Consider the following 22344-nt stretch of genomic DNA (forward strand, 5'->3'; position numbering starts at 1 on the left):
GGCGCGGTGCGATTCAAATCGTCGAATAGCGGGGGAAATCGATTCGGTATTGGGTCGACGCGGCGGGTTTGCACCGAGGAAGCGTCGAGATAACGTGCGGCGAGTGACGAGCGGCGTCGGAGATTGGCTACTGCTTTCGCGACGGCGTCTCGTCGCGGACGATTACTGGCCGTTGCCCGTCGCCGCTTCACCGAGTCGATACGCGGTAAAGAATTCGTACCACGGCGACCCTTGCGCGACCGGCACGCCGAGTGCCGTCGTGCGCTGTTTCAGCGCGCCGAATACATCGTTGACGAGTGCATTCAGCGCGCTGTCGCGGAATGGAACCGATTGCGTCCGCCCCGCGGCGAACGCGCCGTACGCGATCGCCAGCAGGCGTGCGCGATCGTCCGTGCCCGCGATCGTCGCGTCGATCGTTTCGACGAAGCGCGGCCGGTCCTCTTCGCGCGATGCCGACAGACACAGGAACACGACCGCCGACAGTTCGTGCTGGTCCTTCTCGCGCAGCAGCGCGGGCAGTCGTGCAACGATCCGGTCCACCGGTTCTTCACGCAGCGCATCGCCGAAGTCGAGCACGGCGGTCATCGGGTTCGTGTCTGTTGTCAGGCGATCGAGCGCAGGCGGGGCCGACGACGCGCCGTCTGGCCCCGCAGCGGGCGCGGACCGCAACGCATCGGCCACGTGCCGAGTCCATTCCGGAAAGATCATCCGCACGTTGCCGAACTGCTCGCCGCCTTCCGCGGCCGGATTCCACCGATAGACGATCGTGCCGCCGCGGATGAACGGCGAATACAGGTGCTCGGGCGTTTGCGGCAGCGGCCGCCGGTTGATGGGCAGCCACGCGAGCGTGAGCCAGTCGTAGCGGCCCGTCGCGGGGACGGCGGCGCCCGAACTCGCGACGACCTGCCACGTGCCGCGATTCGCATAGCGGCGGCGTGCGTCGGGTACCGGGACGGTCCGGCCTTTCGCGGTGTCGAAATAGGTCTTGCCCGTGACGCTCGCGCCGCTGTCGGCGGCCGGCGCGATCGTCGAGATGACCCACGACGCGCCGTCCGCCGACCGGTAGTCGGACGGCCTCAGCGTCGCCACATCGTGCACCATGCGCGTTTGTGCGGCGACGGCGCTTGGCGGGGCATCGGCGGGCGCGGCGAAGATACTCGGCATGGCTCTCCTCGGAATCGGGGCGCGCATCGTCGAGCGGGGCGATGCGCGCGGCGCGGGTGGCGTCCTCGTAACTGTAGAACGTCGTGACCTGAAACGGAAACTGGCCGAACGGGGTAATCGATGCACGTTGTCGCCGCTTCGGCTTACCATGCGCATCCTGAGCTGACGACGCACACCGGGCGGGAGCACGCATGACCGACACGAAAGCCATTACCGAACACTGGACGCGGGTTGCCGACCAATGGATCGACTGGGCCGGCAAGCCGGGCCACGATGCGTTCTGGAAATATCGCGCGGGGCTCGCGGCCTACATCGGCCGTGGCACCGGCGCCGCGCTGGAGATCGGCTGTGGCGAAGGTCGCGTGAGCCGCGAGCTGAAGGCGCTCGGCTACGACGTGACCGCGAGCGACGCGGTGCCCGCGATGCTCGATGCGGCGCGTCACGCGGATTCCGCGCATCGCTATCAACTGGCCGATGCGGCGGCACTGCCGTTCGACGCGGCCAGCTTCGACCTCGTGATGGCCTACAACGTGCTGATGGATCTCGACGACATGCAGCGCGCGTTGAACGAGGCGCGCCGCGTGCTGAAGCCGGGCGGCACGCTGTTCATCTCGATCGTGCATCCGTTCCGCGACCGCGGCGGCTTTGCCGGGCCGCAGCCCGACGCGCCGTTCGTTTTGACGGGCAGCTATTTCGGGCGAGAGCATTTCGACGGCGTGGAAACGCGCGACGGGCTGTCGATGCACTTCGCGGGCTGGTCGCTGCCGCTGCAGGCCTATATGGAAGCGCTGGAAGCGGCCGGGTTCGCGATCGTGTCGCTGCGCGAGCCGCCGCCCGATCATGCCGATACGGATCTGCTCAAGCAGTGGGCGCGCGTGCCGCTGTTTCTGTGGATCAAGGCGCGGCCGCTGGAGTGAGTGCGGCCGGGGTTCGGTCCGGTGAATCGAATCGGGCGGACAAATTAGCGCGTAGGAATGGTGTCCGTCGGGCTACTGAAAATGAATGGCGGCCCACTCTTGTATCCGCCGGGCGACCGGATAGGCGGCCGTCTCGCAGTGGCGGCACGTGGGCCGGCCTGATGCCGATGCCGTCGCGGCTTACCCGCGCATCGGCGGATTGAGCCGCGCGAACGCCGCCTGCCGGCGATACGGAAAATACGGATACGGTGCTTCCACCGCACTTGCCGCATCGAGCTTCGCGATCTGCGCATCGGTCAGCGCCCACCCCACCGCGCCGAGGTTCTGCCGCAACTGTTCCTCGTTGCGCGCGCCGACGATCACCGACGACACGGTCGGCCGCTGCAGCAGCCAGTTCAGCGCGATCTGCGGCACCGTCTTGCCGGTTTCTTCCGCGATCGCGTCGAGCGCATCGACCACGTCGTACAGGCGTTCGTCGTCGACCGGCGGCCCATAGCTGGCCGTTTCGTGCAGGCGGCTGCCTTCGGGCAGCGGCGCATCGCGCCGGATCTTGCCGGTGAGCCGGCCCCAGCCGAGCGGGCTCCACACCAGCGCGCCGAGGCCCTGGTCGGCGCCGAGCGGCATCAGGTCCCATTCGTAGTCGCGGCCGACGAGCGAGTAGTACACCTGGTTCGCCACGTAGCGCGTCCAGCCGTGCCGGTCGGCCGCCGCGAGCGATTTCATGATCTGCCAGCCGGCGAAGTTCGACACGCCGATATAGCGCAGCTTGCCCGCGCGCACGAGATCGTCGAGCGTCGACATCACTTCCTCGACCGGCGTGCCGGCGTCGAACGCGTGCAGTTGCAGCAGGTCGATGTAGTCGGTGTCGAGGCGGCGCAGCGCGTCGTCGACGGCGCGCACGAGCCGTGCGCGCGACGTGCCCGCGTCGTTCGGGCCGTCGCCGGTCGGCAGGCCCGTCTTGGTCGAGATCAGCACCTGGTCGCGGCGCCCCTTGAGCGCGGCGCCGAGCACGCGCTCGGACGCGCCGTCGGAATACACGTCGGCCGTGTCGAACAGGTTGACGCCGGCTTCGAGGCAGATGTCGATCAGGCGGCGTGCTTCATCGACCCCGGTATTGCCCCAGGCACCGAACAGCGGGCCGGTGCCGCCGAACGTGCCGGCGCCGAAGCTCAGGACGGGGACCTTGAGGCCGGAGCGGCCGAGCGTACGGTATTCCATGTGCATGTCCTTTCGTCGTGTGAGCGCGGCGCGGCCGCGCGTCGATCGTCAGGCGACCAATGTACCGTTTGCGCCTTTCCCGGATAATCCAGAAGATAGCGAAAATATCCTTCGGAAGGAGCGAACAATGCTGCTCGACAACCTCGCGCTGTTCCTGCGCATCGTGGAGAAGGGCGGGCTGGCCGCGGCGGGCCGCGAGGTCGGCCTGTCGCCGGCCACGGTGTCCGAGCGGCTGACGGCGCTCGAGCGTCACTACGGCGCGGCGCTGCTCACGCGCACGACGCGCGCGATCAGCCTGACCGACGAGGGGCGCACGCTGGCGGAGGGGGCGCGGCGCCTGCTGGCCGAGGCCGACGAGCTCGAAAGCCGTGTGCGGCTGGGCGTGCAGACGCTGTCGGGGCCCGTGCGGCTGAGTGCGCCGGCCGATCTCGGGCGCGAGCGCGTCGTGCCGGTCCTCGACGCGTTCCTGGCCGAACATCCGGGCGTGACGGTCGACCTGCATCTCGGCGACGGGTATGTCGACCTCGTCGGGCAGGGGCTCGATTTCGCGATCCGTCGCGGCACGCTGGCGGACAGCTCCTTGCGCAGCCGCTCGCTCGGCCGTGCGCGGCGCGTGGTGTGCGCGGCGCCCGCGTATCTCGCCGCACACGGCACGCCGACACACCCGGACGAACTCGCCGCACACGATTGCATCGTGATGCGCTTCGGCCAGGAGTTGTATGCCGAATGGCCGTTCAGCATCGATGGCGTATTGAAGCGCATCGTGGTGCGCGGCCGGCGCGTCGCCAACGACGGCGCGCTCGTGCGCGCGTGGTGTATCGCGGGGCACGGCATCGCGCTGAAATCGCTGGTCGACGTCGAACGGGATCTGGCGTCGGGCGCGCTCGTCGAGGTGCTCGGCGCGTTCTCGCCGGGCGATGTGGATCTGCAGATCGTCTATCCGGGGCGTGCCGCGCAGCCGCGGCGCGTGCGCGCGTTGATCGACCGGCTGGCGGAGGCGCTCGCGTAACAGCACGTTGCCCGCGCGCGGCCTGCGAGACGTTGCGACGGCGATCTCGCCGTGAGCGCATCGAATGCGCGACGGTGCGACGGGCGCGCGGCATCGCGGGCTGAAACCGCTGTTCAAATTCGTTGCCCACATTTCGTCATTTAGCTAATATTCAAAACGTCAAGCGAAGCCGAACCCCATGGACGACGTTATCCGCATCAGCGCCTTGGCCAACGAAAGCCGTCTGGCCGTGCTGCGCTGGCTCAAGCAGCCGCGCAAGCATTTCCCGCCGCAGCCGCACGGCGACTTCGACGAACTCGGCGTGTGCTGCACGTATATCACCGAGAAGCTCGGCATCGCGCCGGCCACGACCACGCGCCACATGCGCATCCTCGCGGACGCCGGGCTCGTGCAGGCGACCCGCGTCGGCAAGTTCACGTACTACAAGCGGATCGACGGCGCGCTGCAGCAGCTCGGCCGCGATCTCTCCCAACTCTGACCCTGACCGAGGCACCCGACATGGATGAACTCGCCCTGCTGGCCGACGCCGACCGACGCGCGCACGCGTATCTGGCTGCAACGAACGAACGGCGCGCGTTTCCCGATGCGGCCGCACTGGCCGGCCTCGCCGCGTTCGACGAAGCGCTGCCCGATACGGGACGCCCGGCCGACGACGTGCTGCGCCTGCTCGACGAGCACGGCACACCCGCGACGGTCGCATCGAACGGTCCGAACTACTTCGGCTTCGTGATCGGCGCGACGCTGCCGGCCGCGGCGGCGGCCGAGCGGCTGATGCTCGCGTGGGACCAGTGCGCGTCGTCGTACGCGAATTCGCCGGTGGCCGCGACGCTCGAGCGCCAGGCCGCGCGCTGGGTCGTCGAGGCGCTCGGGCTGCCCGAAGGCAGCGCGGTCGGTTTCGGCACCAGCGCGACGGCCTGCACGCTCGTCGCGCTGGTGACCGCGCGGCGCGCGCTGCTCGCGCGCAAGGGCTGGGATATCGACGAGGACGGCCTGATCGGCGCGCCCGAGGTGAAAGTCGTGATCTCCGCGCTCGCGCACATCACGGTGAAGAAGGCGCTGCGCGTGCTCGGCTTCGGAATGAAGCGCATCGTCGTCGCGCCGGTCGATGCGCACGGCCGGATCGACCCGGCGCAGTTGCCGCCGCTCGACGACATGACGATCTTCTGCGTGCAGGCGGGCGAAGTGAACACCGGCGAATTCGATCCGTTCGCGGCATTGATTCCGCCCGCGAAGGCGGCCGGCGCGTGGGTGCACGTGGACGGCGCGTTCGGCCTGTGGGCGCGGGCGTCGTCGAAGCGCGCGCTGACGGATGGCATCGACGGCGCGGACAGCTGGACGACCGACGGTCACAAATGGCTCAACACGCCGTACGACGGCGCGATGGTGATCTGCCGCGACGCGGCCGCGCTCGCCACCGCGATGAACAGCGACGCCGTGTACCTGAGCGGCGCGCAGGATGCGCAGAAGAACCTGAACCTCGAATTCTCGCGACGCGCGCGCGGCATTCCCGTGTGGGCCGCGCTGCGCTCGCTCGGCCGCGCCGGCGTCGCGACGATGGTCGAGCGGCATTGCGCGCAGGCGGCGCGGGTCGCGGACGGCCTGCGGGCGGCCGGCTACGACGTGCTGAACCGCGTCGTGCTGAACCAGGTGCTCGTACGCGCCGGCACCGACGAGGAAACGGCGGCGATCCTCGAAGCCGCGCAGGCGTCGGGCGACGTGTGGTTCGGCGCGACCGTGTGGCAGGGGCGGCCGGCGTTCCGGATCAGCGTGTCGTCGTGGCGCACCGAGGATGCGCACATCGATCGTCTCGTCGCATTGCTGACGAAGCTGCGCGGCGTGCACGTGAGTTGAGCGTCACGCATCGTTTGCCGCCTGCATGGATGCGTGTGCAACTTTATGGTATTCGATGCAGTGCAGTGGAGCCGGCGGGATTTGCGGCACGTCTGCAAGCGTGAAAATATCGGACAATAGCCATTCCGCGCGGGCCGCGCCGGCACCGCGTCCAACCGAAGCATTCACGCTTGCGAGCTCCCCATGTCGACTCCCTGTCCCCGGGAATTGCTGAAGGCTGCCGATATCGCGAAGATGGAACCCACGCGCGCGGTGCATTCGCTCAATCCCAACGCCGTACGTCTCAAGCGGCAGCTCAGCGACCTGACCGGCCTGACGCAATTCGGCGTTCACCTGCTCACGCTGATGCCCGGTCACGAATCGGCCGAGTATCACCGTCACCTGTACGAAGAAGAGTTCGTGTACGTGCTGTCCGGCACCGGCGCGGTGACGATCGGCGAGCACGCCAGTGAAATCGGGCCCGGCGATTTCATCGGCTTTCCGCGCGGCGGCGAAGCGCATACGGTGCAGAACACCGGCAAGGCGCCGCTCGAGTTGCTCGTCGGCGGGCAGCGGCTCGAGCACGACGTGTGCGAATACCCGCGAATCGGCAAGCGGCTTTATATCGCCGGCGAGCTCGAGGAGTATGTCGAGTTGCCGAAACAGCCGTGACGGTCGATTGCACGTATCACCGGAGCAGGCCGTTCGGCCAATGAGGATGAATTCGCTTCCCGCGACCCCGTCGCGCTTATGATGCGGGAACGCCACTGACAAGGTCCCACGCCATGGACGCGCCGCTGCCGCCGATGTCTGCCCCGATCGCCGAAACCGAAACCGAAACCGCTCCAGAAACCGAAGCCGCCGGCGAGCCGCGCGCGTCGCGCATGCACCGGCCGGTCGCGCTCGTCACCGGCTCGACGTCGGGGATCGGGGCGGCCGTCGCGCGTCGCCTGGCGGCCGACGGCTATGTGGTGATCCTGCATTCGCGCAGTTCGGCCGACACCGGCCGCGCGATGGCGCGCGAACTCGGCGGCGCGTACGTGCAGGCCGATCTCGCCGACGATGCCGAACGCGTGCGGCTGATCCGCGACGCGCTCGCGGTGCACGGCCGGCTCGACGTACTCGTCAACAATGCGGGCGTCAGCCGCGTGATTCCGCATGACGATCTCGCGGCGGCCACGCCCGACGTGTGGCGCGAGATGCACGAAATCAACGTGATCGCGCCGTTCCGGCTGGTGGCCGAAGCGGAGGCCGCGCTGCGCGAGTCGGCGTCGCGCGGGCGGGCCGGGTGCGTCGTGAACGTCAGCTCGCATGCAGGCGTGCGGCCGAAGGGCGCGTCGATTCCGTATGCGGCCGCGAAGGCTGCACTCAATCACACGACGCGGCTGCTCGCGCGCACGCTTGCTCCCGCGATTCGCGTCAATGCGGTCGCGCCGGGGCTCGTCGATACGCCGCTGACCGCCGACTGGACGGACGCGCAGCAGCTCTGGCGCGAACGCGCGCCGATGCGTCGCGCGGCGACGCCGGACGATATCGCGCAGACGGTCGCGATGCTCGTCGCGTCCGATTACGTGACGGGCGAGATCGTGATGCTCGACGGCGGGTTGAATCTGACGTGATGCGGTCACGCGGCGACATCGCATGCGCAACCGCCGGCGCCATTCGAAGGCGCTTGCGATCAGCCGAGATGTGACCGCAGCCGCGCGAGCGCCTGATCGTGCGTGCGCTCGAACTTGAGCGGCGTGACCGAGATATACCCTTCGCCGAGCGCGACCGTTTCCGAATCCGCATCGTCGTCGCGCGGTGCGCGCGCGAGCTTCAGCCAGTGATAGTCGATCTCGCGCGGATCGCGTCCCGACACGATCTCGACGCCCTGCAGCGTGCCGGCGCCCTGGTTCGTCACCTTCAGGCCGCGCACGTCGTCGGCCGGCCGCGGCGGGAAATTCACGTTGAGGCATGCGTCGCTGTCCCAGCCGGCGGCGACGAGCCGGCGGATCACGTCCGGCGCGTGCGCGAGCGCCGTTCCCCACGGCACCGCGTTACGATCGATGAAGGCCTGGCTCAGCGCGATGGCCGGCACGCCCACGAGCATGCTCGTCATCGCCGCGCCGACCGTGCCGGAAAACACCGTTTCGGTGCCGAGGTTCGCGCCGCGATTCACACCGGACAGCACGACGTCGGGCCGCGCGCCCTTCATCAGGTGGCTGACCGCGATCGCGACGCAATCGCCGGGCGTGCCGCGCACCGCGAAGCGCCGCTCGCCCTTGCGATGCACGCGCAGCGGTTCATGCAGGCTCAGCGAATGCGACGTGCCGCTCTGGTCCTCGGCTGGAGCTATGATCCACACTTCGCGCGCGAGTGGCGTGGCGACCTGTTCGAGTATGTCGAGGCCGGGCGCGTCGAATCCGTCGTCGTTGGTGAGCAGGACACGGTCGAACAGCGGGCGGGTTGCTTGCATCGGGACGATCCTCGTGAAGGGCAATGAGAGGGGAGTACGGCGTGGCGCAAGCCACAAGGCTAGCACTCCGGCGCGAGGATCGTCGTGTCACGCCCGGGGCGCCGGCTGGCGCGGACGCGAAAACGGGCGCATCGCGCGCCCGTTTATCGTGTCGTCGAATGTGCGGTGCCGGTGTGGCAAGCCGAACCCGCTCAGCCGAGCAGATAACGCAGCAGGCCGGCCGACACGACACCGACGATGACCGTCGGCAGGATCGACAGGCGCGTCGCCGCGACGAGCGTGATTGCGAGCGCGAGCAGGTCGGCCGGGCGCGTCGACACGAACGCCGGCGCGATCACCGAAATCAGTACGCAGCCGGGTACGTTCTCCATCACCGACGCCATCCGCGGGCTCAGCGTGCGGTTGCGCAGCAGCACGTAGCCGAGGATGCGCGACAGGTAGGTGGTCGACGCCATCAGCACGATCGTCGCGACGGTGCCGAAATCCGGAAGCTCAGGCATCGCGCGGCTCCCACAGCAGCGCGGCGACGAGCCCCGCGCCGGCGCCGGCCGCGACATACCACGCGCCGGGCAGCGCGAGATGGGTGGCTGCCGCGACGACGAGGCTCACGAACCACGGGCGGCTCGCACGCACCCCTTTCCACATCCCGCGCAGCAGCACCAGAAACACGGCCGTGAACGCCATGTCGAAGCCGTACTGTTCGACGTTGCCGATCGTCGGGCCGACCGCCGCGCCGAGCGTCGTCATCGAGATCCACGTCAGGTAGAGCCCGATGCAGATGCCCGCGTAATAGGACACGCTGATGTGCGTCGCCGAGCGCTCGCGCGCGTCGGCGAGCGACATCGCCCAGCTCTCGTCGCACATGAAGAACAGCGCGACGAACGCGCGGCGGCGCGGCAGGCGACGGATATACGGCTCGAACGCGGCGCCCATCAGGATGTGGCGCGAGTTCACGAGGAACGACATCGCGACGATCAGCGCGATGTGCGGCGGCGACGTCCACAGATGGATCGCCGCGAATTCGGAGCCGCCGCCGAAGTTCAGGCCCGTCATCATCGGCACCTCGAACAGGCTCAGCCCTTTCTGCGCGGCCTGCGCGCCCAGCACCAGCGCGAACGGCACGAAACCCAGCATGACGGGCAGCGCCGCGCGCAAACCGCGACCCATCTCGGCGACATAGGCGGGCCTGTCGCGAAGCCCGGACGACGTTGAAACGCTACTGCTCATTACTCCTCCTTCGGGGAAGGGATTGTCTGCTTTTTTGACTCGAATCGGGTTGCGTTGTCGCCAGATTTTTCTCAGAATTTGGCATTGAACGTGGGATACCAGAATTTTTTGGAATCGGATGCCAAATGAAACTTGACGCTATCGACCGCCGGATCCTGAGCGCGCTGCAGCGCGACGGCCGCATGCAGAACGTGGAGCTTGCGCACGAGGTCGGGCTGTCGCCGTCGCCGTGTCTGCGGCGCGTGCGGTTGCTCGAGGAAGCCGGCGTGATCGAGAAATACGTGGCCGTGCTGAACCCGGCGAAGGTCGGCAAGGGGCTGACGATCTTCACGCGCGTATGGCTGAAGGGGCAGGACGCGGAATCGGTGAACCGTTTCGCCGAGGCCGTCCAGCAGATGCCGGAAGTCGTCGAATGCCACCTGATGGCAGGCGACTGCGATTTCCTGCTGCGCGTCGTCGCGGCCGACATCGACGATTACCGGCGCTTCCAGATGGAATACCTGACGCGCATTCCCGGGGTGCTGAGCGTGAAGACCGACATTCCGATGCAGAAGGTCAAGCTCACGTCGGCGCTACCGACCTGAAGCAGGGCGGTAGCGCGGCGGCGTGTCGACGAGCGGTCGTGCCGCGGTGACAATCGCCCGATAAACTGGCGGAGCGAGTCGCATCGCATGCATTGCCGGCGCAGTCATGCGGTGTTCGATGTGCAAGCAACTAACGGTCTATGCCGACGCGATCGGCCGAACGGCGCTGCGTGGCGCGCCGGGTCGTGCGTTGCCGTGAATGCGTTTCTTCCTGTCGAGCCCTACATGCAGCCATTCAATACGCCGTGGAATTCGCTGGAAATCGTCAAGCTCGTGCTCGGCGTGCTGACGCCGTTGTCGGTCGCCTGTCTCGGCTGGCTCGTCGCGCGCCGGCTGAAGCGGCTCGAACTCGTGCAGTGGACCAACCAGCGGCTGATCGAGAAGCGGCTCGCGCTGTACGACACGGTCGCGCCGCAGCTCAATGCGCTGCTGTGCTTCTACACGTGGATCGGCTACTGGAAGGACATCTCGCCGGACGACGTGATCCGCGCGAAGCGCGAGCTCGACCGCACGTTCCACATCTACCGCTACCTGTTCGACGACGACGTGTATGACGCGTATCACACGTTCATCCATGCGCTGTTCGAAATGCACACGGGGCCGGGCCGCGACGCGCGGATCCGCTCGCTGATCCAGGCGCCCGACGGCGACCGCAGCGTGCACGGTTCGTATGAGTGGAAGCCGGTGTGGTCCGAGCGTTTCTCGACCGCGAATGTCGTGCCGAAGGACGACGTGCTGCGGCATTACACGCAGTTGATGGAGCGGCTGCGCGTCGCGCTGGGGGCGACGCACTGACGGCTTCCACGCTTCGGCGCCTTGCGCCTCGTGCCGGTATCGAAATCCGCCACCCGGCGGCGCGGATTCGCACCCTCGCGCATGAAGCGGATGCGGCGCGCGGCAACGCCTGCCATGCTCGCGCCATGTTCACTTGCGCGAGACTCGTATGGTCGTCGACACCGGCCGCCAGCCGTCTCTGGTCCGATCGCCCGACGCACGCCGCGGGCGCCTCCTTTCCGCCGGTTCGCCAGAATCGCATGCGATGCCGTTGCCGGTCGAACCGGAAATCGGCGACATCGTCTTCATCCGCGTCACCGTGCGGCCGTTTCTCGAAGTGGCGAGCGCGACGCGCTCATGGACGAATCACGTTGGAATCGTCGTCGGCGAGCGCGGCGGCGAGGCGCTGATCGCGGAGAGCACGTTTCCGCTGTCGCGCGTCACGACGATGTCGCGGTTTGTCGCGCGTTCCGACCGCGGCGCATGCGTGGTCGCGCGGCTGACGCAGCCGCTCGATGCCGCGCAGCGACGACGGCTCGTCGACGCGGCGATGCGCAGGATCGGCGTGGTGTACGACACGGGTTTCAACCTCGCGTCGCGCCGGCAGTTCTGCTCGCGTTTCGTGCGCGAGATCGTGCGCGATGCCACGCGGATCGTGCTCGGCGACGTCGAGACCTTCGACATGCTGCTGCGCCGGAATCCCGGTCATCCGCTCGGCTTCTGGAAGATCTGGTACTTCGGCCGGATTCCGTGGCGTCGCCGCACGGTGACGCCGGCGAGCTTGTTCGAGAGCGACAAGTTGCGTGTCGTCGCGGATACGCGCGAACGCGAGGCGGATGGTTGAACACGCGCGATCCGGCAGCGGCCGTACATTCGCCGATGCGCTGCGAGGCTTGATGTGGTGCGTGATTCAGGCGAACGAGATCATGAGCGTCTTGCCGCAAGCCGCCGCATATTTGCGCAGCGTATCGATGGACGGGGAATGCCGCCCCGTGGCGAGCGCGCGCTCGAGTCGAGTAATGGCGGGCGCTTTCGTGCCCATTCGTTCCGCCACATCGGCTTGCGACAAGCCAGCCTCTCGCCGCGCGGCCAGCATCGCGTCGAGCAGCGCGAATTCCTCGCGATTCAATCGCTCGTATTCCGTACGCACGGCGGGGTCGGCCAATGCCCGCTCGCGGAGTTCCTTATACGTTGCCATCCCGAACCTCCTTCAATCGACGACGCGCGATTTCCAGTTCCTTCAGCGGCGTCCTGGGCGTCTTCTTCACGTAGCAGTGGAGCATGACGATACGCCGCTCGACGATCGCGCAGTAAAACACTCGGGCAATACCTTCCACGCCTTTCAATCGCATTTCGTACAGGCCATTTCCCATCGATCGGGAGTGCGGCTCCCCGAGATTCGGGCCGTACCGTTCCATGCGGTCAGCGAGTGCAAAGTACCGGGCAAGCAGGGTAGTCGGCAACGACGCGACGCCCGCCGCTACACGCTCGTTGAAGAACTGGATCTCGTAACCATGAGTTGGCATGGTAACAAATATGTTATGAAAATGCGAGAGCGGTGGCCGTCCGCAAAGGCGGACAAGCGCGGTGGTCGGACGTGAGGGGAGTTCGTGACCGCCTGTCTTCGGTCGGAGAGATCGGTGACGATGTACGGACCCGAGCGCGCTCGGGAAAACCGGTTCAGGAAGGCCGTGTGATTCGGTGTCAGCGTGGACCGAGTACCACGAATCGCGACGGGGTTAGTTCCGCCCCGCCACCGCGAGCCGCGCCGCGAGCCCCACGAATACCGACCCGAGCAGATACTGCGGCACCTTCGACGGCCGGCGGCGCGCGCCGATCCGCTGGCTCAGCCGGCTCGCGGAAAGAATCACCACGCCGTTCACGACGAGTCCGATCAGGTTGAGCACCGTCGCGAGCACGAGAATCTGCACGGCGATCGAGCCGTGCTCGGGCCGCACGAACTGCGGGAACAGCGCGAGCACGAACAACGCCATCTTCGGATTCAGCAGGTTCGTCGTCAGCCCTTGGCGAAAGATCGTCGCGGTCGAGCGCCGACGTTGCGACGCGACGGGCGACAGCGCGGTCGCATCCGAGCGGAAGGTCTTCCACGCGAGATACAGCAGATAGGCGGCGCCTGCGAAGCGCACGACGTCATACGCGAGCGGCACCGCGACGAAGAGCTGCGACAGACCGAGCGCGGCCGCGAGCGCGTGGCAGTAGGTGCCGGCCTGGATGCCCGCGAGCGTCGCGAAGCCGGCGCGCCGCCCCTGGCTCACGCTGCGGGACGCGATCAGCAACATGTCGGGGCCGGGCGTAACGGTCAGCGCGAGACACGCGCCGGAGAACAGCGCGAGCGTGGAGAGGTCGATCATGGCAGTCCCTTTTGCGGGTGCGGCGGAAAAGGGAAGTCAGTTTAGGAGGGCGCGCGAGGCCGGTCAATCGAGCGAACGGACGATGGCCGGACGGCACGGATCGCGCGACGCGTGCATCGCGCACGCGCGGCGTGCGCGCCGCTCACTGTTTGCGACAGGCCACCTGATAGTCGATCACGGTATTCGCGGAAGGCCGATCCGGCTCGCCGCCCACCGTCGTGACGCCGAGCACGCCGGCCGCGTTCCGGTAGCGCAGCGCGCAATACCCCATCCCGGTGCCCGAACACGCTTCGGCTTCGACGATGCCGTGCTTCGCGAGCGTCGTCGCGCCGTCCATCGCGTCCGGTTTATCGCGCGGACGCAGCGGTTGCCAGCCATGCGCGATCAGTATCTTGCGAGCCGCGTCGAGCGGCTTGCCGTACACGTTCGGCACGACCGCGCGGCCGTTGCAGTGTGTGCTTTCGGCGGCGACGGGAGTCAGCCGCAGTTCGCCGTTTTGTTCGTGCAGTTCGCCGACGGGCGGCGCCGGGCCGTCGCCGCCCCAGATCAGCAGCGCGCCGTTTTCCAGACGATCGGCCGAGCCGAGCTGCCAGCCGGCCTTGCGTGCGGTGTAGGCGAGCGCGACGAGCGTCGCGCCGTCGAATACGCCGATATTGCCGTTGCGCGCGAAGCAGATCGCGCTCGTGCCGGCGTTGAATCCGCTCGCGAACGTGACGACCGTGTAGCGCCCGAGCGGTGCCTCGGACGTCACGATCCAGTCGCGCTGCGCGACCTCGCGGCCGGCCGCCGTAGTCGTTTTCGCGCGATATCGCGCGCAGAACGGATCGAGCGAACCCTTCTCCGGCGCATGCGGCAGCACGCCGAGCGGCACGAGCGACGCGCCGGCGATCTCGGAGGCCGTCCGCGGCGGACCAGCGGAAGCGGTGCCACCGAGCGCGGTCAAGGCAACGGCCGCGATCGCGTTGGTCATGGCGAAGCGGTGGGCCGAGACCAGAGCAATGAAGCGCGCCACGCGGGCGGTCGCCGGAGAAGCGAATACGGACGCGACGATCGCGGTTTTCCGCATGCGCGCCGTCAACGGGTCAGCCCTTCGCGACGACGTCGATGCGCAGCGCTTCGCCGCCGGCGACGATCGCCAGCAGACGATCGACGTTTGGGTGCGCGCCCGGCCGATTGCGTGCGTCGGCCGTATGCTCGGCGAACACCGCGAGGCCGTGTTCGGCCGCCTTCGCGTCGAGCGTGCCGAATACCTGCTTCAGATAGTTGTACACCGCGAGCGAGCCCTGCTTGCCCGGCTGGTTCTCGATGGTCGCGACCACATCGCCGTTCGCGCCGGCGAGATCGATGCGCGCGATACCGTCGATGGCCGGCAGTTGCGCGAGGTTGTCCTTGAATACTGAGGTCGCTTGAATCACTGAAAACACTCCGTCGGTTCGATCATGGAAAGGTAGTCGCCTGTATGTTATCTGATTCGCCGCGATGCTCTTTTCGACGGAACCGAGTGTTTGCACAGGGGCGGACCATCGAATTCGTCGACTCTTCCCCGGAACACTGGCGCTGCTTGCAGGTTTGCCGCGACGCAGCACGAACATGTCGTGAAGTGACGGATGTCATTGAGGATGATGGCGCCTGCACCGGCGACATTGGAGCGCAACCCGCTAATGTCGTTCGTCCTCGGTGCTGGTTTTCGATCGTCGATGCGCACGTCGGTCGATTGCAGGCGAGCGGGAACGTCCCGCAAGGCGCGACGGTCGCGATCGCACTCTCGAGGCTTGCCCGTCGTCAATTGTTGCGATCAAGGCAACACGGTGAGCACGTTGGGGGCGCTACTAACGCCAGGAGCCGAAATCTACAATTTGTTGCAGCACGGGTTGTACACGGCTTGTCCCCGGTCCAACCCGACGTATCGGTCGCAACGAAGCCGGCAACCCGTTCGCTTCGTTCGGCTGGATCGTTCTTGCCTGCCGCGGAAACGCTCTCCTTTTCAACGGAGCACACCATGAAATTCAGTTTCTTTTCACGATCGATCATCTGCTCCGCGATGCTCTTGTCGATCGTGCCGACACTCGCCGTTGCGGGCGTGTTCTCCGTTAAAGTCGACGACCTGAACCATGGCCAGTTCGCGAACGAACAGGTCTACGGCGGATTTGGCTGCCACGGCGGCAACGTCTCGCCACGCATATCGTGGTCCCATCTTCCTCGCGGAACGAAAAGCGTCGTCGTGACCATTCACGACCCCGATGCCCCGACCGGCGGGTTGGGCTGGGCGCATTGGGGCGTCGTCAATATCCCGGCGTCGGAAGCGTCGATCGAAAAGGGCGCCTCCGGCAATCCGAAGCGGATGCCGGTGGGGGCCGTCGAAACGCTGACCGACTTCGGGGCGCCGAAATACGGCGGGCCTTGCCCGCCTCGTGGAGCGTCGCACCGATACATCGTTACGGCGTCGGCGCTTGCCGTTCCAAGTATCGACGTGAACGCCACATCGAGCCCCGCCCTCGTTGCATATCAGATGCACGGAAAAGTGATTGCGCGGGCACGATACGTTGCGATGTATCACCGCGCGGCAGAGTGAGCGGCCTGGCGTGAAACGACACCGTCTGGCTCGCTTCGCGCGCGCTCGATGTCGGGACTGCGATACCTTGCGTGTCATTTACGAAACGCGCACAGGCGTCGCCGGCACCGTGCCGGACCGAGCCGGCACCGCGCGGCCTTTTCCGCTACAGTAAGCAATCGAAGGCTGCACCCGCCCGCATCGCGCCGGCGCGCGCAGTCACGTTCCGCCAACGCACACGAGGGTCTGATGGACACCGAGCAACGCTACACCGCCAACGCGCCGACCCGCGCGGAAGTCGACGCACTGGGCGGCGCAACCGTCATCGAATTCGGCGCGAACTGGTGCGGGATCTGCGCAGGCGCGCAGCCCGCGATCACGGCGTCGTTCTCCGCGCATCCTGCCGTGCGGCACCTGAAGATCGAGGACGGCCCCGGCCGTCCGCTCGGTCGCTCGTTCGGGGTGAAGCTGTGGCCGACGCTGGTATTCCTGCGCGATGGGGTCGAAGTCGCGCGCGTGGTTCGCCCCGCCGACGCGAAACAGATCGAAGCCGACGGCTTCTCCGCGCTGGCCTGAGGTCACGACGATGCAACAGGCCATCACGCACGTCGGCGTCGATACACGCGGCGGCGGCCTCGTCGAAGTCACGCAGCAGGTGCGCGCGTTCGTCGACCAGCAGGCGATCCGCACCGGCCTGCTCACCGTGTTCTGCCGCCATACGTCGGCGTCGCTGCTGATCCAGGAGAACGCGGATCCGTCGGTGCAGCGCGATATCGAACGCTATTTCGCGACGCTCGCGCCCGAGGACGACGCATGCTACGAGCACGACACCGAAGGTGCCGACGACATGCCCGCGCATCTGCGCACGGCGCTCACGCAGGTGCAGCTGTCGATTCCGGTCGAGCACGGGCGCATGGTGCTCGGCACGTGGCAGGGGATCTATCTGTTCGAGCATCGTCGCGCGGCGCACCGGCGCGACATCGTGCTGCATCTGATCGGCGAGTAGCCAAAGCGGGCGAGCAGGCAAGCGGACGGATACGCGCGACGCCGCGCCCGCGCGCGGCTCAAGCGAGCAGCTTCTCGACGAGCGCGCCGAGTTCGCGCAGGTGAACCGGCTTCGGCAGGAACGCGTCGAACGTCCGCTTGTTCTCGCGCAACGCAGCCGATTCATACGCACTGACGCCGAGAATCGCCGGATGCCGGCCGTCGTCGCCGGGCTCCGCCATCGCGCGAATGCGCCGCGCCACGTCGAATCCGCTCAGGTCCGGCAGTTCGAGATCGAGCACGACGAGATCGTAGCGGCCCGTACCGAAGCGCGCGACGCCTTCCTGCCCGGTGCCGCACAGATCGGCCTCGACGCCGAGCGCAGACAGCATCGCGCCGAGCGTCTCGCGCGCGTTGTCGTTGTCGTCGACCACCAGCGCGCGCCGGTCGCGGTGCGGCAGCACGGGCGGCAGCGCGGGCACGTCGCCGGCCGCGCTGCCGGCCGTATCGACGCCGGGCACTTCGACCGGCAGCGTCACGACGAACTCGCTGCCTTCGCCGACCGCGCTGCGCACGTCCACATGGCCGCGCAGCGTCGTCACGATTTCGCGCACGACCGCGAGCCCCATGCCGATCCCGTCCACGTGCAGCCCGACCGCGTCGTTCGCGCGATAGAACGGCTCGAAGATCTTCGACAGATGCTGCTTCGCGATGCCGGCGCCGGTATCGCGCACGGCGATCTTCACCTGCTGGCCGGCCGGCGCGTCGGCGAGCGTGATCGCCACCGTGATCGAGCCGCCGGCCGTGTACTTGACCGAGTTCTCGATCAGGTTCGACAGCACCTGCCGCAGCAGCTTGCGATCGGACCGGATCGCGAGGCCCGGTGGCTCGACGCGCTGCGTGACCGTGATCCGTTTCGTCGCGATCCGCTCGCGCAGCGGTTCGAGCGCCTCGGCAAGCAGCGGCGCGATGCCGACGGTATCGAGTTCGGCGACGCGCTTCGTCGAGCGCAGCTTGATGTAGTCGGTGAGGTCCTTGACGAGCGCTTCCAGCGACAGCGCGGAATTCTGCAGTCGCCGGATCGTCTTCAGGTTCGCGTCGGACTGCGGGCGTGCGAGCAGGATCTCGATCGATCCGCAGATCGCCTGCAGCGGCGTACGCAGTTCGTGGCTGACCATCCCGAGGAACGCGTTCTTCGCCTCGATCATCTCGAACGCGCGATCGGACGCCTTGCGTTCCGCGTCGAGCGCCGCGTTTTGCCGCTCGAGCAGGTCGTCGCGCGTGCGCATCGTATAGAACAGCAGCAGGAACAGCGCGCACAGCATCACGCCGAGCACGATGCCGAGGATCAGGATCGCGCGCTGCTTTTCCTTCAGCTGATGGAACGTGAAATCGCGCTGCGCCATTTCGATCGCGCGGAAGTAGTTCGCGAGGCCGTTGACCTTCGGCCAGTACGCATTGACTTCGTCGATCACCTGCCGCGCCTGCTTCGGCGAGTCGCGCAGCAGCGGCACCTCGCGCTTCAGGCGCGTCATGAATTCGCCGAGCGCGTCGATCTCGTTGCGCGCGCGCGGGATGCGCAGCCAGTATTGGGACACCTCCGACGGCCGCTGCAGGAACCCGAACGACACCGACAGGCTGTCGAGCTGCATCTGCACGTGATCGAAATCGTCGTCCTCGCGCGTCGCGTAGAGAATCAGCTGCCGGTCGAAGCGCGTGTAGACGTTGCGGTATTGCGCGGCGGTCCAGAACACGCCTTCGCGCGGCCCCTCGAGTACGCCCTCGTTGACCGAGGTGGCGAGGAGATCCCACAGCAGGAACGCCCACGCGGTGAATCCCATGATCCACAGCGAGCCGAGGATCAGGATGATCTTTCTATTTTTCCATCGCCGCCGCGTCATGTCACTTCACGGTCAGACCGATGATCTGCCACGCGAACTTCGCTTCGCCGAGCGGTGTCTTCAGCTCGTCGGGATACTGGTCGCGCGGATACATGATCCACAGCGGGCCGTAGTTGTCGTTGCCGAGCACCTTGCCGTTCATCGTCCGCGCGAGGATCACGCCGTACTTGGCGGCATCGGACACGGGAATCGTGAACGTGTATTCGTCGATGCAGCGGAATTCGATCTGCGTGCCGTGCGCGCCGACCGTCTTCAGCACGTCGGACAGGCGTGGGCCGGTGAAGGTCGCCTTCGGCGTCCAGCTCGTCGACGTGACGATCGTATGCTGCGGCAGCGCCATCAGCGCCTGCTCGGAAAAGACGTAGGTCATCTTCCCTTGCTGGTTGCTCTTGCTGATCTTGCCGTCGACGGTGAACGTGAACGACGACGCGGCCCATGTCGCGGCGGCCATCCCGAGCAGGCAGGCCGTCAGCAGGCTTTTGGTCCAGATGGTTGAAACGCGCATGTCTTTTCCTCGGTCTGGTGGTTCGTGCAGCGGGTTGTCGTTCCGGTCTCGTGCTCGGTGCCCGGTTCTCAGTTCGCCGCCGTCGGCAGCGCGAGCTTCAGTTCGCGGGCGACTTCCGCGAACAGGATCGGCAGGCGCACCGGTTTTTCTTCGCAGCGCGCGTTGTAGTGCGACACGATGTGCGCGATCTCGTCCTCGCTTGCTTCGCCGGTCGAGATCTTGCCGGTCAGCAGGAAGATCGGCGCGCCGCTGTTCTCGCTCGCGCGGATGCCGCGCACGAGTTCGGCGGCGGTCTGATCGCCGAGCATCCAGTCGAGGATGTAGCCGTCGAAATCCTCGACTTCCAGCGCCTTGCGGAAGCTCGCGCCGTCGAAGTACGGAATCGCGTTCACGCCTTTCTCGATGAAATATTCACAGACCGTCTCGGCGACGTCGTGCGAATCGTCGACCACGGCGATCCGCGCCGCATACACGTTCGGTTGCGCCGAGCGCAGCTCGATCACGTCGACCGGATACGTGCGGCCCTCGCGCGCGTGCTGGCGTTCGGTGACGATCCATTCACCCTGCCACTGCAGCGCGACGAAATCCGTTTCGATCTGGCTGGTGGCCTTCGTCGAGATCGCCGCGCGGCAGCGCAAGCGCTTCGATTCGATCACGAACGTCGCGTCGATCATCTCGGCCGCGGCCGGCTGCGTGCCCTTGTCGTCGAGCAGGATCGCGGGCGGCACGCCGAAGTGCGTCGCGATGTCCTGCAACTGCGACAGGTTCCACGGGATCAGGCCCTTCATCTTGCGCGTGACGACCGAGAAGCTCAGGCCGAGCACGTTCGCGATCGTCGTGTTGTGACTGCGCGGCGGAATGCCGTTCCGGTTCAGGAGATCGCGCACCTTGTTGGCGGTGATGAGATCGACGTTGGCCTGCTCGGTGGTGGACATCTCGATGGGGTCTCCAAGGGTTTGGGCGAGGAAGAGCATATCAAAGCTGACGCGTCACGCAAACTTTAAACGCGCGATGGACCTTGACATGTCTTTTTTCTCCATTATTATTGCTCACCACGTCACTATTGTTTGTTGCGTCATGTTTGGAGATCGATGCCGGCCACGGTCGGGCAGCGAAAAGCGGCGGCAATGAAACAGTGACGGAACGATTCGAAGAGAGCCTGAGAGAGCCTTGGATGCGTGTCGGCGTTGGCGGATGGAATTGTATCCGCTGCGCCGCACGCAAACCGGGTACGAGCTCGCGGGGTGGGATAGCTCGAAGCATTGCGGCGCCAATAAAACTTGAGGAAAGTACCCATGTATCGCCGTTTACTCGCACCGGGGCTGCTGTTGCTGCTGGCCGCGTGCGCGCAGGATCCGTCGATCACCGCCGGCACGGTACGGATTTGCGACGACACAGGTTGTTCCGATCGCCCTAAAGATCAGGTCTCCTATCAAAAAAGGGACGATACGCAAGACCGCGACGATCCACGCATCGCCGCGCTCAAGCAAACCGCGAAGACCCAGCCGAAGGCCGCCTACGATCTTGGCCTGCGCTATTTCCGCGGCGACGGCGTGCGCCAGGACAGCTACCAGGCGCTCAAGTGGATGCGCGAGGCCGCCGAACGCGGCGACCTGAACGCGCAAAAGGCGCTCGGCGGTTTCTACCTGTTCGGCCTCGAGGAAATGGGCTCGGATGCGCGCGAAGCGGAGAAGTGGCTGTCGATCGCGGCGGGCCGCGGCGACAAGGAATCGAAAAAGCTGCTCGAACTCGCGCGCAAGGCCAAGAAAGAAGACGAAGAAGACTGGAAGTGGCGCACGCAATGGCGTGACACGTATTACGGCTACTGGTACTCGGGCTATCCGTACTACGGCGTCTGGCAACAGACGTACTGGTACTACTGACCGGGTATCGAGCAACGGGGCAGCAGCGGGGAGACCACCATCGCGCGCCACGCCGGGGGGCTTATCGACGTTCGCACGAACACATAAGCCGAACAACGACTCTAATCGACCGACAACGACATGAAGACCAACCTTTCCCAACGTCTCACTCAAGGCGCGCTGGTTGCAGCGCTTGGCGCGTGCGTCGCGGGTTGCGGCGGCGTGGTGACGCCCGGCGGGCAGAACGCCGGCGTGACGGGCGCGGCGGCAGGCGGCGCGAGCGCCGGCGCCGATTCGCAACTGCAGCGCTGCGCGTCGCCGCTGGGCACGATCGCGGTCGACGACGGCCGCAACGCCGACTGGTGGGGCCCGTTCGGCAGCGCGACCAAGGTGACGAGCATCGACCCGCTGCTGCGGCTGGCCGTGCAGCAGTCGAACTGCTTCGTGATCACGTCGATCGGCAACCAGAAGAGCGACGCGCGCCTGTCGCGCATCACGCAGCTGCAGCGCAACTCGGGCGAATACCGCGCGGGCTCGAAGCAGCAGAAGGGCCAGCGCGTCGCGGCCGACTACTACATGGAACCGCAGATCGTGATCAACGATTCGCCGATCGGCGGGATCGGCAGCATGATCGGCGGGCTGATCGGCAACAGCGCGGTGGCGGCGGTGGCGGGCCACCTGCAGACGAAGGCGTCGGTGGTGACGCTGACGCTGTTCGACGTGCGCTCGGCGGTGCAGATCGCGGCGTCGGAAGGCAGCTCGACGGCGACGAACTACGGCGCGGCGCTGGGCGGCCTCGGCGGCGGGGTGGGCGGCGGGCTCGCCGGCTTCTCGACGACGCCGGAAGGCAAGGCGACGGTCGTCGCGTTCATCGACGCGTGGAACAAGATGGTCGTGGCGCTGCGCAGCTACAAGGCGCAGGACGTCAAGGGCGGGCTGGGCCGCGGTGGCCAGCTGCAGGTCAACTGACGTCGCCGGGCCGGCGGGG

At 66.9% G+C, this 22344-nt stretch carries 28 protein-coding genes; 14 read left to right on the forward strand and 14 right to left on the reverse strand.

Going from position 1 to position 22344, the window contains the following annotated elements:
• Window positions 1-162: 162 nt before the first annotated feature.
• Window positions 163-1164 carry a hypothetical protein gene (locus CFB49_RS29740; RefSeq protein ID WP_089493114.1) on the reverse strand — a complete coding sequence of 334 codons (1002 nt, stop codon included), beginning with the start codon at window positions 1162-1164 and terminating at the stop codon, window positions 163-165.
• Window positions 1165-1355: 191 nt separating this feature from the next.
• On the opposite strand from CFB49_RS29740, the gene CFB49_RS29745 reads away from it, so the two are divergent.
• Complete coding sequence (locus CFB49_RS29745; RefSeq protein ID WP_089437498.1) at window positions 1356-2081, forward strand: class I SAM-dependent methyltransferase; 726 nt, start codon at window positions 1356-1358, stop codon at window positions 2079-2081.
• A gap of 180 nt (window positions 2082-2261) precedes the next feature.
• Here CFB49_RS29745 and CFB49_RS29750 read toward each other — a convergent pair whose 3' ends face one another.
• A complete protein-coding gene (locus tag CFB49_RS29750) occupies window positions 2262-3299 on the reverse strand; it encodes an aldo/keto reductase (RefSeq protein WP_089493115.1) in 1038 nt (345 codons plus the stop codon).
• Between the two features lie 127 nt (window positions 3300-3426).
• On the opposite strand from CFB49_RS29750, the gene CFB49_RS29755 reads away from it, so the two are divergent.
• The 3 genes from CFB49_RS29755 to CFB49_RS29765 all read left to right on the forward strand — a co-directional run bounded on the left by CFB49_RS29755 (window position 3427) and on the right by CFB49_RS29765 (window position 6159).
• A complete protein-coding gene (locus CFB49_RS29755; protein WP_089437499.1) occupies window positions 3427-4308 on the forward strand; it encodes a LysR family transcriptional regulator in 882 nt (293 codons plus the stop codon).
• Between the two features lie 178 nt (window positions 4309-4486).
• On the forward strand, window positions 4487-4786 hold the full coding sequence (locus CFB49_RS29760) for an ArsR/SmtB family transcription factor (RefSeq protein WP_050017894.1): 300 nt from the start codon (window positions 4487-4489) through the stop codon (window positions 4784-4786).
• 20 nt (window positions 4787-4806) lie between these two features.
• Entirely contained in the window at window positions 4807-6159 is a 1353-nt protein-coding gene (locus CFB49_RS29765; RefSeq protein WP_089493116.1) for a pyridoxal phosphate-dependent decarboxylase family protein, read from the forward strand.
• 3 nt (window positions 6160-6162) lie between these two features.
• Here CFB49_RS29765 and CFB49_RS36520 read toward each other — a convergent pair whose 3' ends face one another.
• Complete coding sequence (locus tag CFB49_RS36520) at window positions 6163-6327, reverse strand: hypothetical protein (protein WP_179234966.1); 165 nt, start codon at window positions 6325-6327, stop codon at window positions 6163-6165.
• A gap of 15 nt (window positions 6328-6342) precedes the next feature.
• Here CFB49_RS36520 and CFB49_RS29770 point away from each other — a divergent pair, with 15 nt between their 5' ends.
• Both CFB49_RS29770 and CFB49_RS29775 read left to right on the forward strand, forming a co-directional pair.
• On the forward strand, window positions 6343-6810 hold the full coding sequence (locus CFB49_RS29770) for a cupin domain-containing protein (protein WP_089437501.1): 468 nt from the start codon (window positions 6343-6345) through the stop codon (window positions 6808-6810).
• 113 nt (window positions 6811-6923) lie between these two features.
• Window positions 6924-7757 (forward strand): SDR family NAD(P)-dependent oxidoreductase, encoded by an 834-nt coding sequence (locus tag CFB49_RS29775; RefSeq protein WP_089493117.1) that lies wholly within the window; start codon window positions 6924-6926, stop codon window positions 7755-7757.
• A 59-nt stretch (window positions 7758-7816) separates the two neighbouring features.
• Here the strand turns inward: CFB49_RS29775 and surE are convergent, their stop codons facing one another.
• The 3 genes from surE to CFB49_RS29790 all read right to left on the reverse strand — a co-directional run bounded on the left by surE (window position 7817) and on the right by CFB49_RS29790 (window position 9823).
• Window positions 7817-8596, reverse strand: a complete 780-nt coding sequence (gene surE, locus CFB49_RS29780; RefSeq protein WP_089493118.1) for a 5'/3'-nucleotidase SurE — start codon at window positions 8594-8596, stop codon at window positions 7817-7819.
• A 191-nt stretch (window positions 8597-8787) separates the two neighbouring features.
• Window positions 8788-9096 carry an AzlD family protein gene (locus tag CFB49_RS29785; protein WP_069620329.1) on the reverse strand — a complete coding sequence of 103 codons (309 nt, stop codon included), beginning with the start codon at window positions 9094-9096 and terminating at the stop codon, window positions 8788-8790.
• Complete coding sequence (locus tag CFB49_RS29790; protein ID WP_089437504.1) at window positions 9089-9823, reverse strand: AzlC family ABC transporter permease; 735 nt, start codon at window positions 9821-9823, stop codon at window positions 9089-9091. The genes CFB49_RS29785 and CFB49_RS29790 overlap by 8 nt, the downstream gene beginning before the upstream one ends.
• Window positions 9824-9948: 125 nt before the next feature.
• On the opposite strand from CFB49_RS29790, the gene CFB49_RS29795 reads away from it, so the two are divergent.
• The 3 genes from CFB49_RS29795 (at window position 9949) to CFB49_RS29805 (ending at window position 12025) form a co-directional block, all read left to right on the forward strand.
• Window positions 9949-10407 (forward strand): Lrp/AsnC family transcriptional regulator, encoded by a 459-nt coding sequence (locus CFB49_RS29795; protein WP_006486309.1) that lies wholly within the window; start codon window positions 9949-9951, stop codon window positions 10405-10407.
• Window positions 10408-10632: 225 nt separating this feature from the next.
• Window positions 10633-11202 carry a hypothetical protein gene (locus tag CFB49_RS29800; protein ID WP_089493119.1) on the forward strand — a complete coding sequence of 190 codons (570 nt, stop codon included), beginning with the start codon at window positions 10633-10635 and terminating at the stop codon, window positions 11200-11202.
• Between the two features lie 148 nt (window positions 11203-11350).
• The gene (locus tag CFB49_RS29805; RefSeq protein ID WP_089493120.1) at window positions 11351-12025 is read left to right on the forward strand and encodes a YebB family permuted papain-like enzyme; all 675 of its coding nucleotides are present in this window, start codon (window positions 11351-11353) and stop codon (window positions 12023-12025) included.
• A gap of 66 nt (window positions 12026-12091) precedes the next feature.
• Here CFB49_RS29805 and CFB49_RS29810 read toward each other — a convergent pair whose 3' ends face one another.
• The 5 genes from CFB49_RS29810 to CFB49_RS29830 form a co-directional block, all read right to left on the reverse strand.
• Entirely contained in the window at window positions 12092-12379 is a 288-nt protein-coding gene (locus CFB49_RS29810; RefSeq protein ID WP_069620325.1) for a helix-turn-helix domain-containing protein, read from the reverse strand.
• A complete protein-coding gene (locus CFB49_RS29815) occupies window positions 12366-12707 on the reverse strand; it encodes a type II toxin-antitoxin system RelE/ParE family toxin (protein WP_069620324.1) in 342 nt (113 codons plus the stop codon). The genes CFB49_RS29810 and CFB49_RS29815 overlap by 14 nt, the downstream gene beginning before the upstream one ends.
• Before the next feature lie 213 nt (window positions 12708-12920).
• Complete coding sequence (locus tag CFB49_RS29820) at window positions 12921-13553, reverse strand: LysE family translocator (RefSeq protein WP_089493121.1); 633 nt, start codon at window positions 13551-13553, stop codon at window positions 12921-12923.
• 142 nt (window positions 13554-13695) lie between these two features.
• On the reverse strand, window positions 13696-14523 hold the full coding sequence (locus CFB49_RS29825; RefSeq protein WP_069620354.1) for a hypothetical protein: 828 nt from the start codon (window positions 14521-14523) through the stop codon (window positions 13696-13698).
• A gap of 112 nt (window positions 14524-14635) precedes the next feature.
• Window positions 14636-14968 (reverse strand): DUF2322 family protein, encoded by a 333-nt coding sequence (locus tag CFB49_RS29830; protein WP_069620322.1) that lies wholly within the window; start codon window positions 14966-14968, stop codon window positions 14636-14638.
• A gap of 584 nt (window positions 14969-15552) precedes the next feature.
• On the opposite strand from CFB49_RS29830, the gene CFB49_RS29835 reads away from it, so the two are divergent.
• The 3 genes from CFB49_RS29835 (at window position 15553) to CFB49_RS29845 (ending at window position 17110) form a co-directional block, all read left to right on the forward strand.
• Window positions 15553-16125, forward strand: a complete 573-nt coding sequence (locus CFB49_RS29835; RefSeq protein WP_089493122.1) for a YbhB/YbcL family Raf kinase inhibitor-like protein — start codon at window positions 15553-15555, stop codon at window positions 16123-16125.
• Window positions 16126-16353: 228 nt separating this feature from the next.
• Window positions 16354-16680, forward strand: coding sequence for a thioredoxin family protein (locus tag CFB49_RS29840; RefSeq protein WP_069620320.1), 327 nt, complete (start codon window positions 16354-16356; stop codon window positions 16678-16680).
• A 10-nt stretch (window positions 16681-16690) separates the two neighbouring features.
• A complete protein-coding gene (locus tag CFB49_RS29845) occupies window positions 16691-17110 on the forward strand; it encodes a secondary thiamine-phosphate synthase enzyme YjbQ (RefSeq protein ID WP_089493123.1) in 420 nt (139 codons plus the stop codon).
• A gap of 58 nt (window positions 17111-17168) precedes the next feature.
• Here the strand turns inward: CFB49_RS29845 and atsR are convergent, their stop codons facing one another.
• The 3 genes from atsR to CFB49_RS29860 all read right to left on the reverse strand — a co-directional run bounded on the left by atsR (window position 17169) and on the right by CFB49_RS29860 (window position 20429).
• Window positions 17169-18989: a hybrid sensor histidine kinase/response regulator AtsR gene (gene atsR / locus CFB49_RS29850; protein ID WP_089493124.1), complete on the reverse strand. Its 1821-nt coding sequence runs from the start codon at window positions 18987-18989 to the stop codon at window positions 17169-17171.
• Window position 18990: 1 nt separating this feature from the next.
• Entirely contained in the window at window positions 18991-19494 is a 504-nt protein-coding gene (locus CFB49_RS29855) for a molybdopterin-dependent oxidoreductase (protein WP_069620317.1), read from the reverse strand.
• Between the two features lie 68 nt (window positions 19495-19562).
• Window positions 19563-20429: a response regulator gene (locus CFB49_RS29860; protein ID WP_089493125.1), complete on the reverse strand. Its 867-nt coding sequence runs from the start codon at window positions 20427-20429 to the stop codon at window positions 19563-19565.
• A gap of 360 nt (window positions 20430-20789) precedes the next feature.
• On the opposite strand from CFB49_RS29860, the gene CFB49_RS29865 reads away from it, so the two are divergent.
• Together CFB49_RS29865 and CFB49_RS29870 are read left to right on the forward strand one after the other, a co-directional pair.
• Window positions 20790-21377, forward strand: a complete 588-nt coding sequence (locus tag CFB49_RS29865) for a tetratricopeptide repeat protein (protein ID WP_089493126.1) — start codon at window positions 20790-20792, stop codon at window positions 21375-21377.
• A gap of 120 nt (window positions 21378-21497) precedes the next feature.
• Entirely contained in the window at window positions 21498-22325 is an 828-nt protein-coding gene (locus CFB49_RS29870; RefSeq protein WP_089437596.1) for a hypothetical protein, read from the forward strand.
• The last annotated feature ends 19 nt before the right edge of the window (window positions 22326-22344 follow it).

Source organism: Burkholderia sp. AU17457, assembly GCF_002223255.1.
Lineage (GTDB): Bacteria > Pseudomonadota > Gammaproteobacteria > Burkholderiales > Burkholderiaceae > Burkholderia > Burkholderia sola.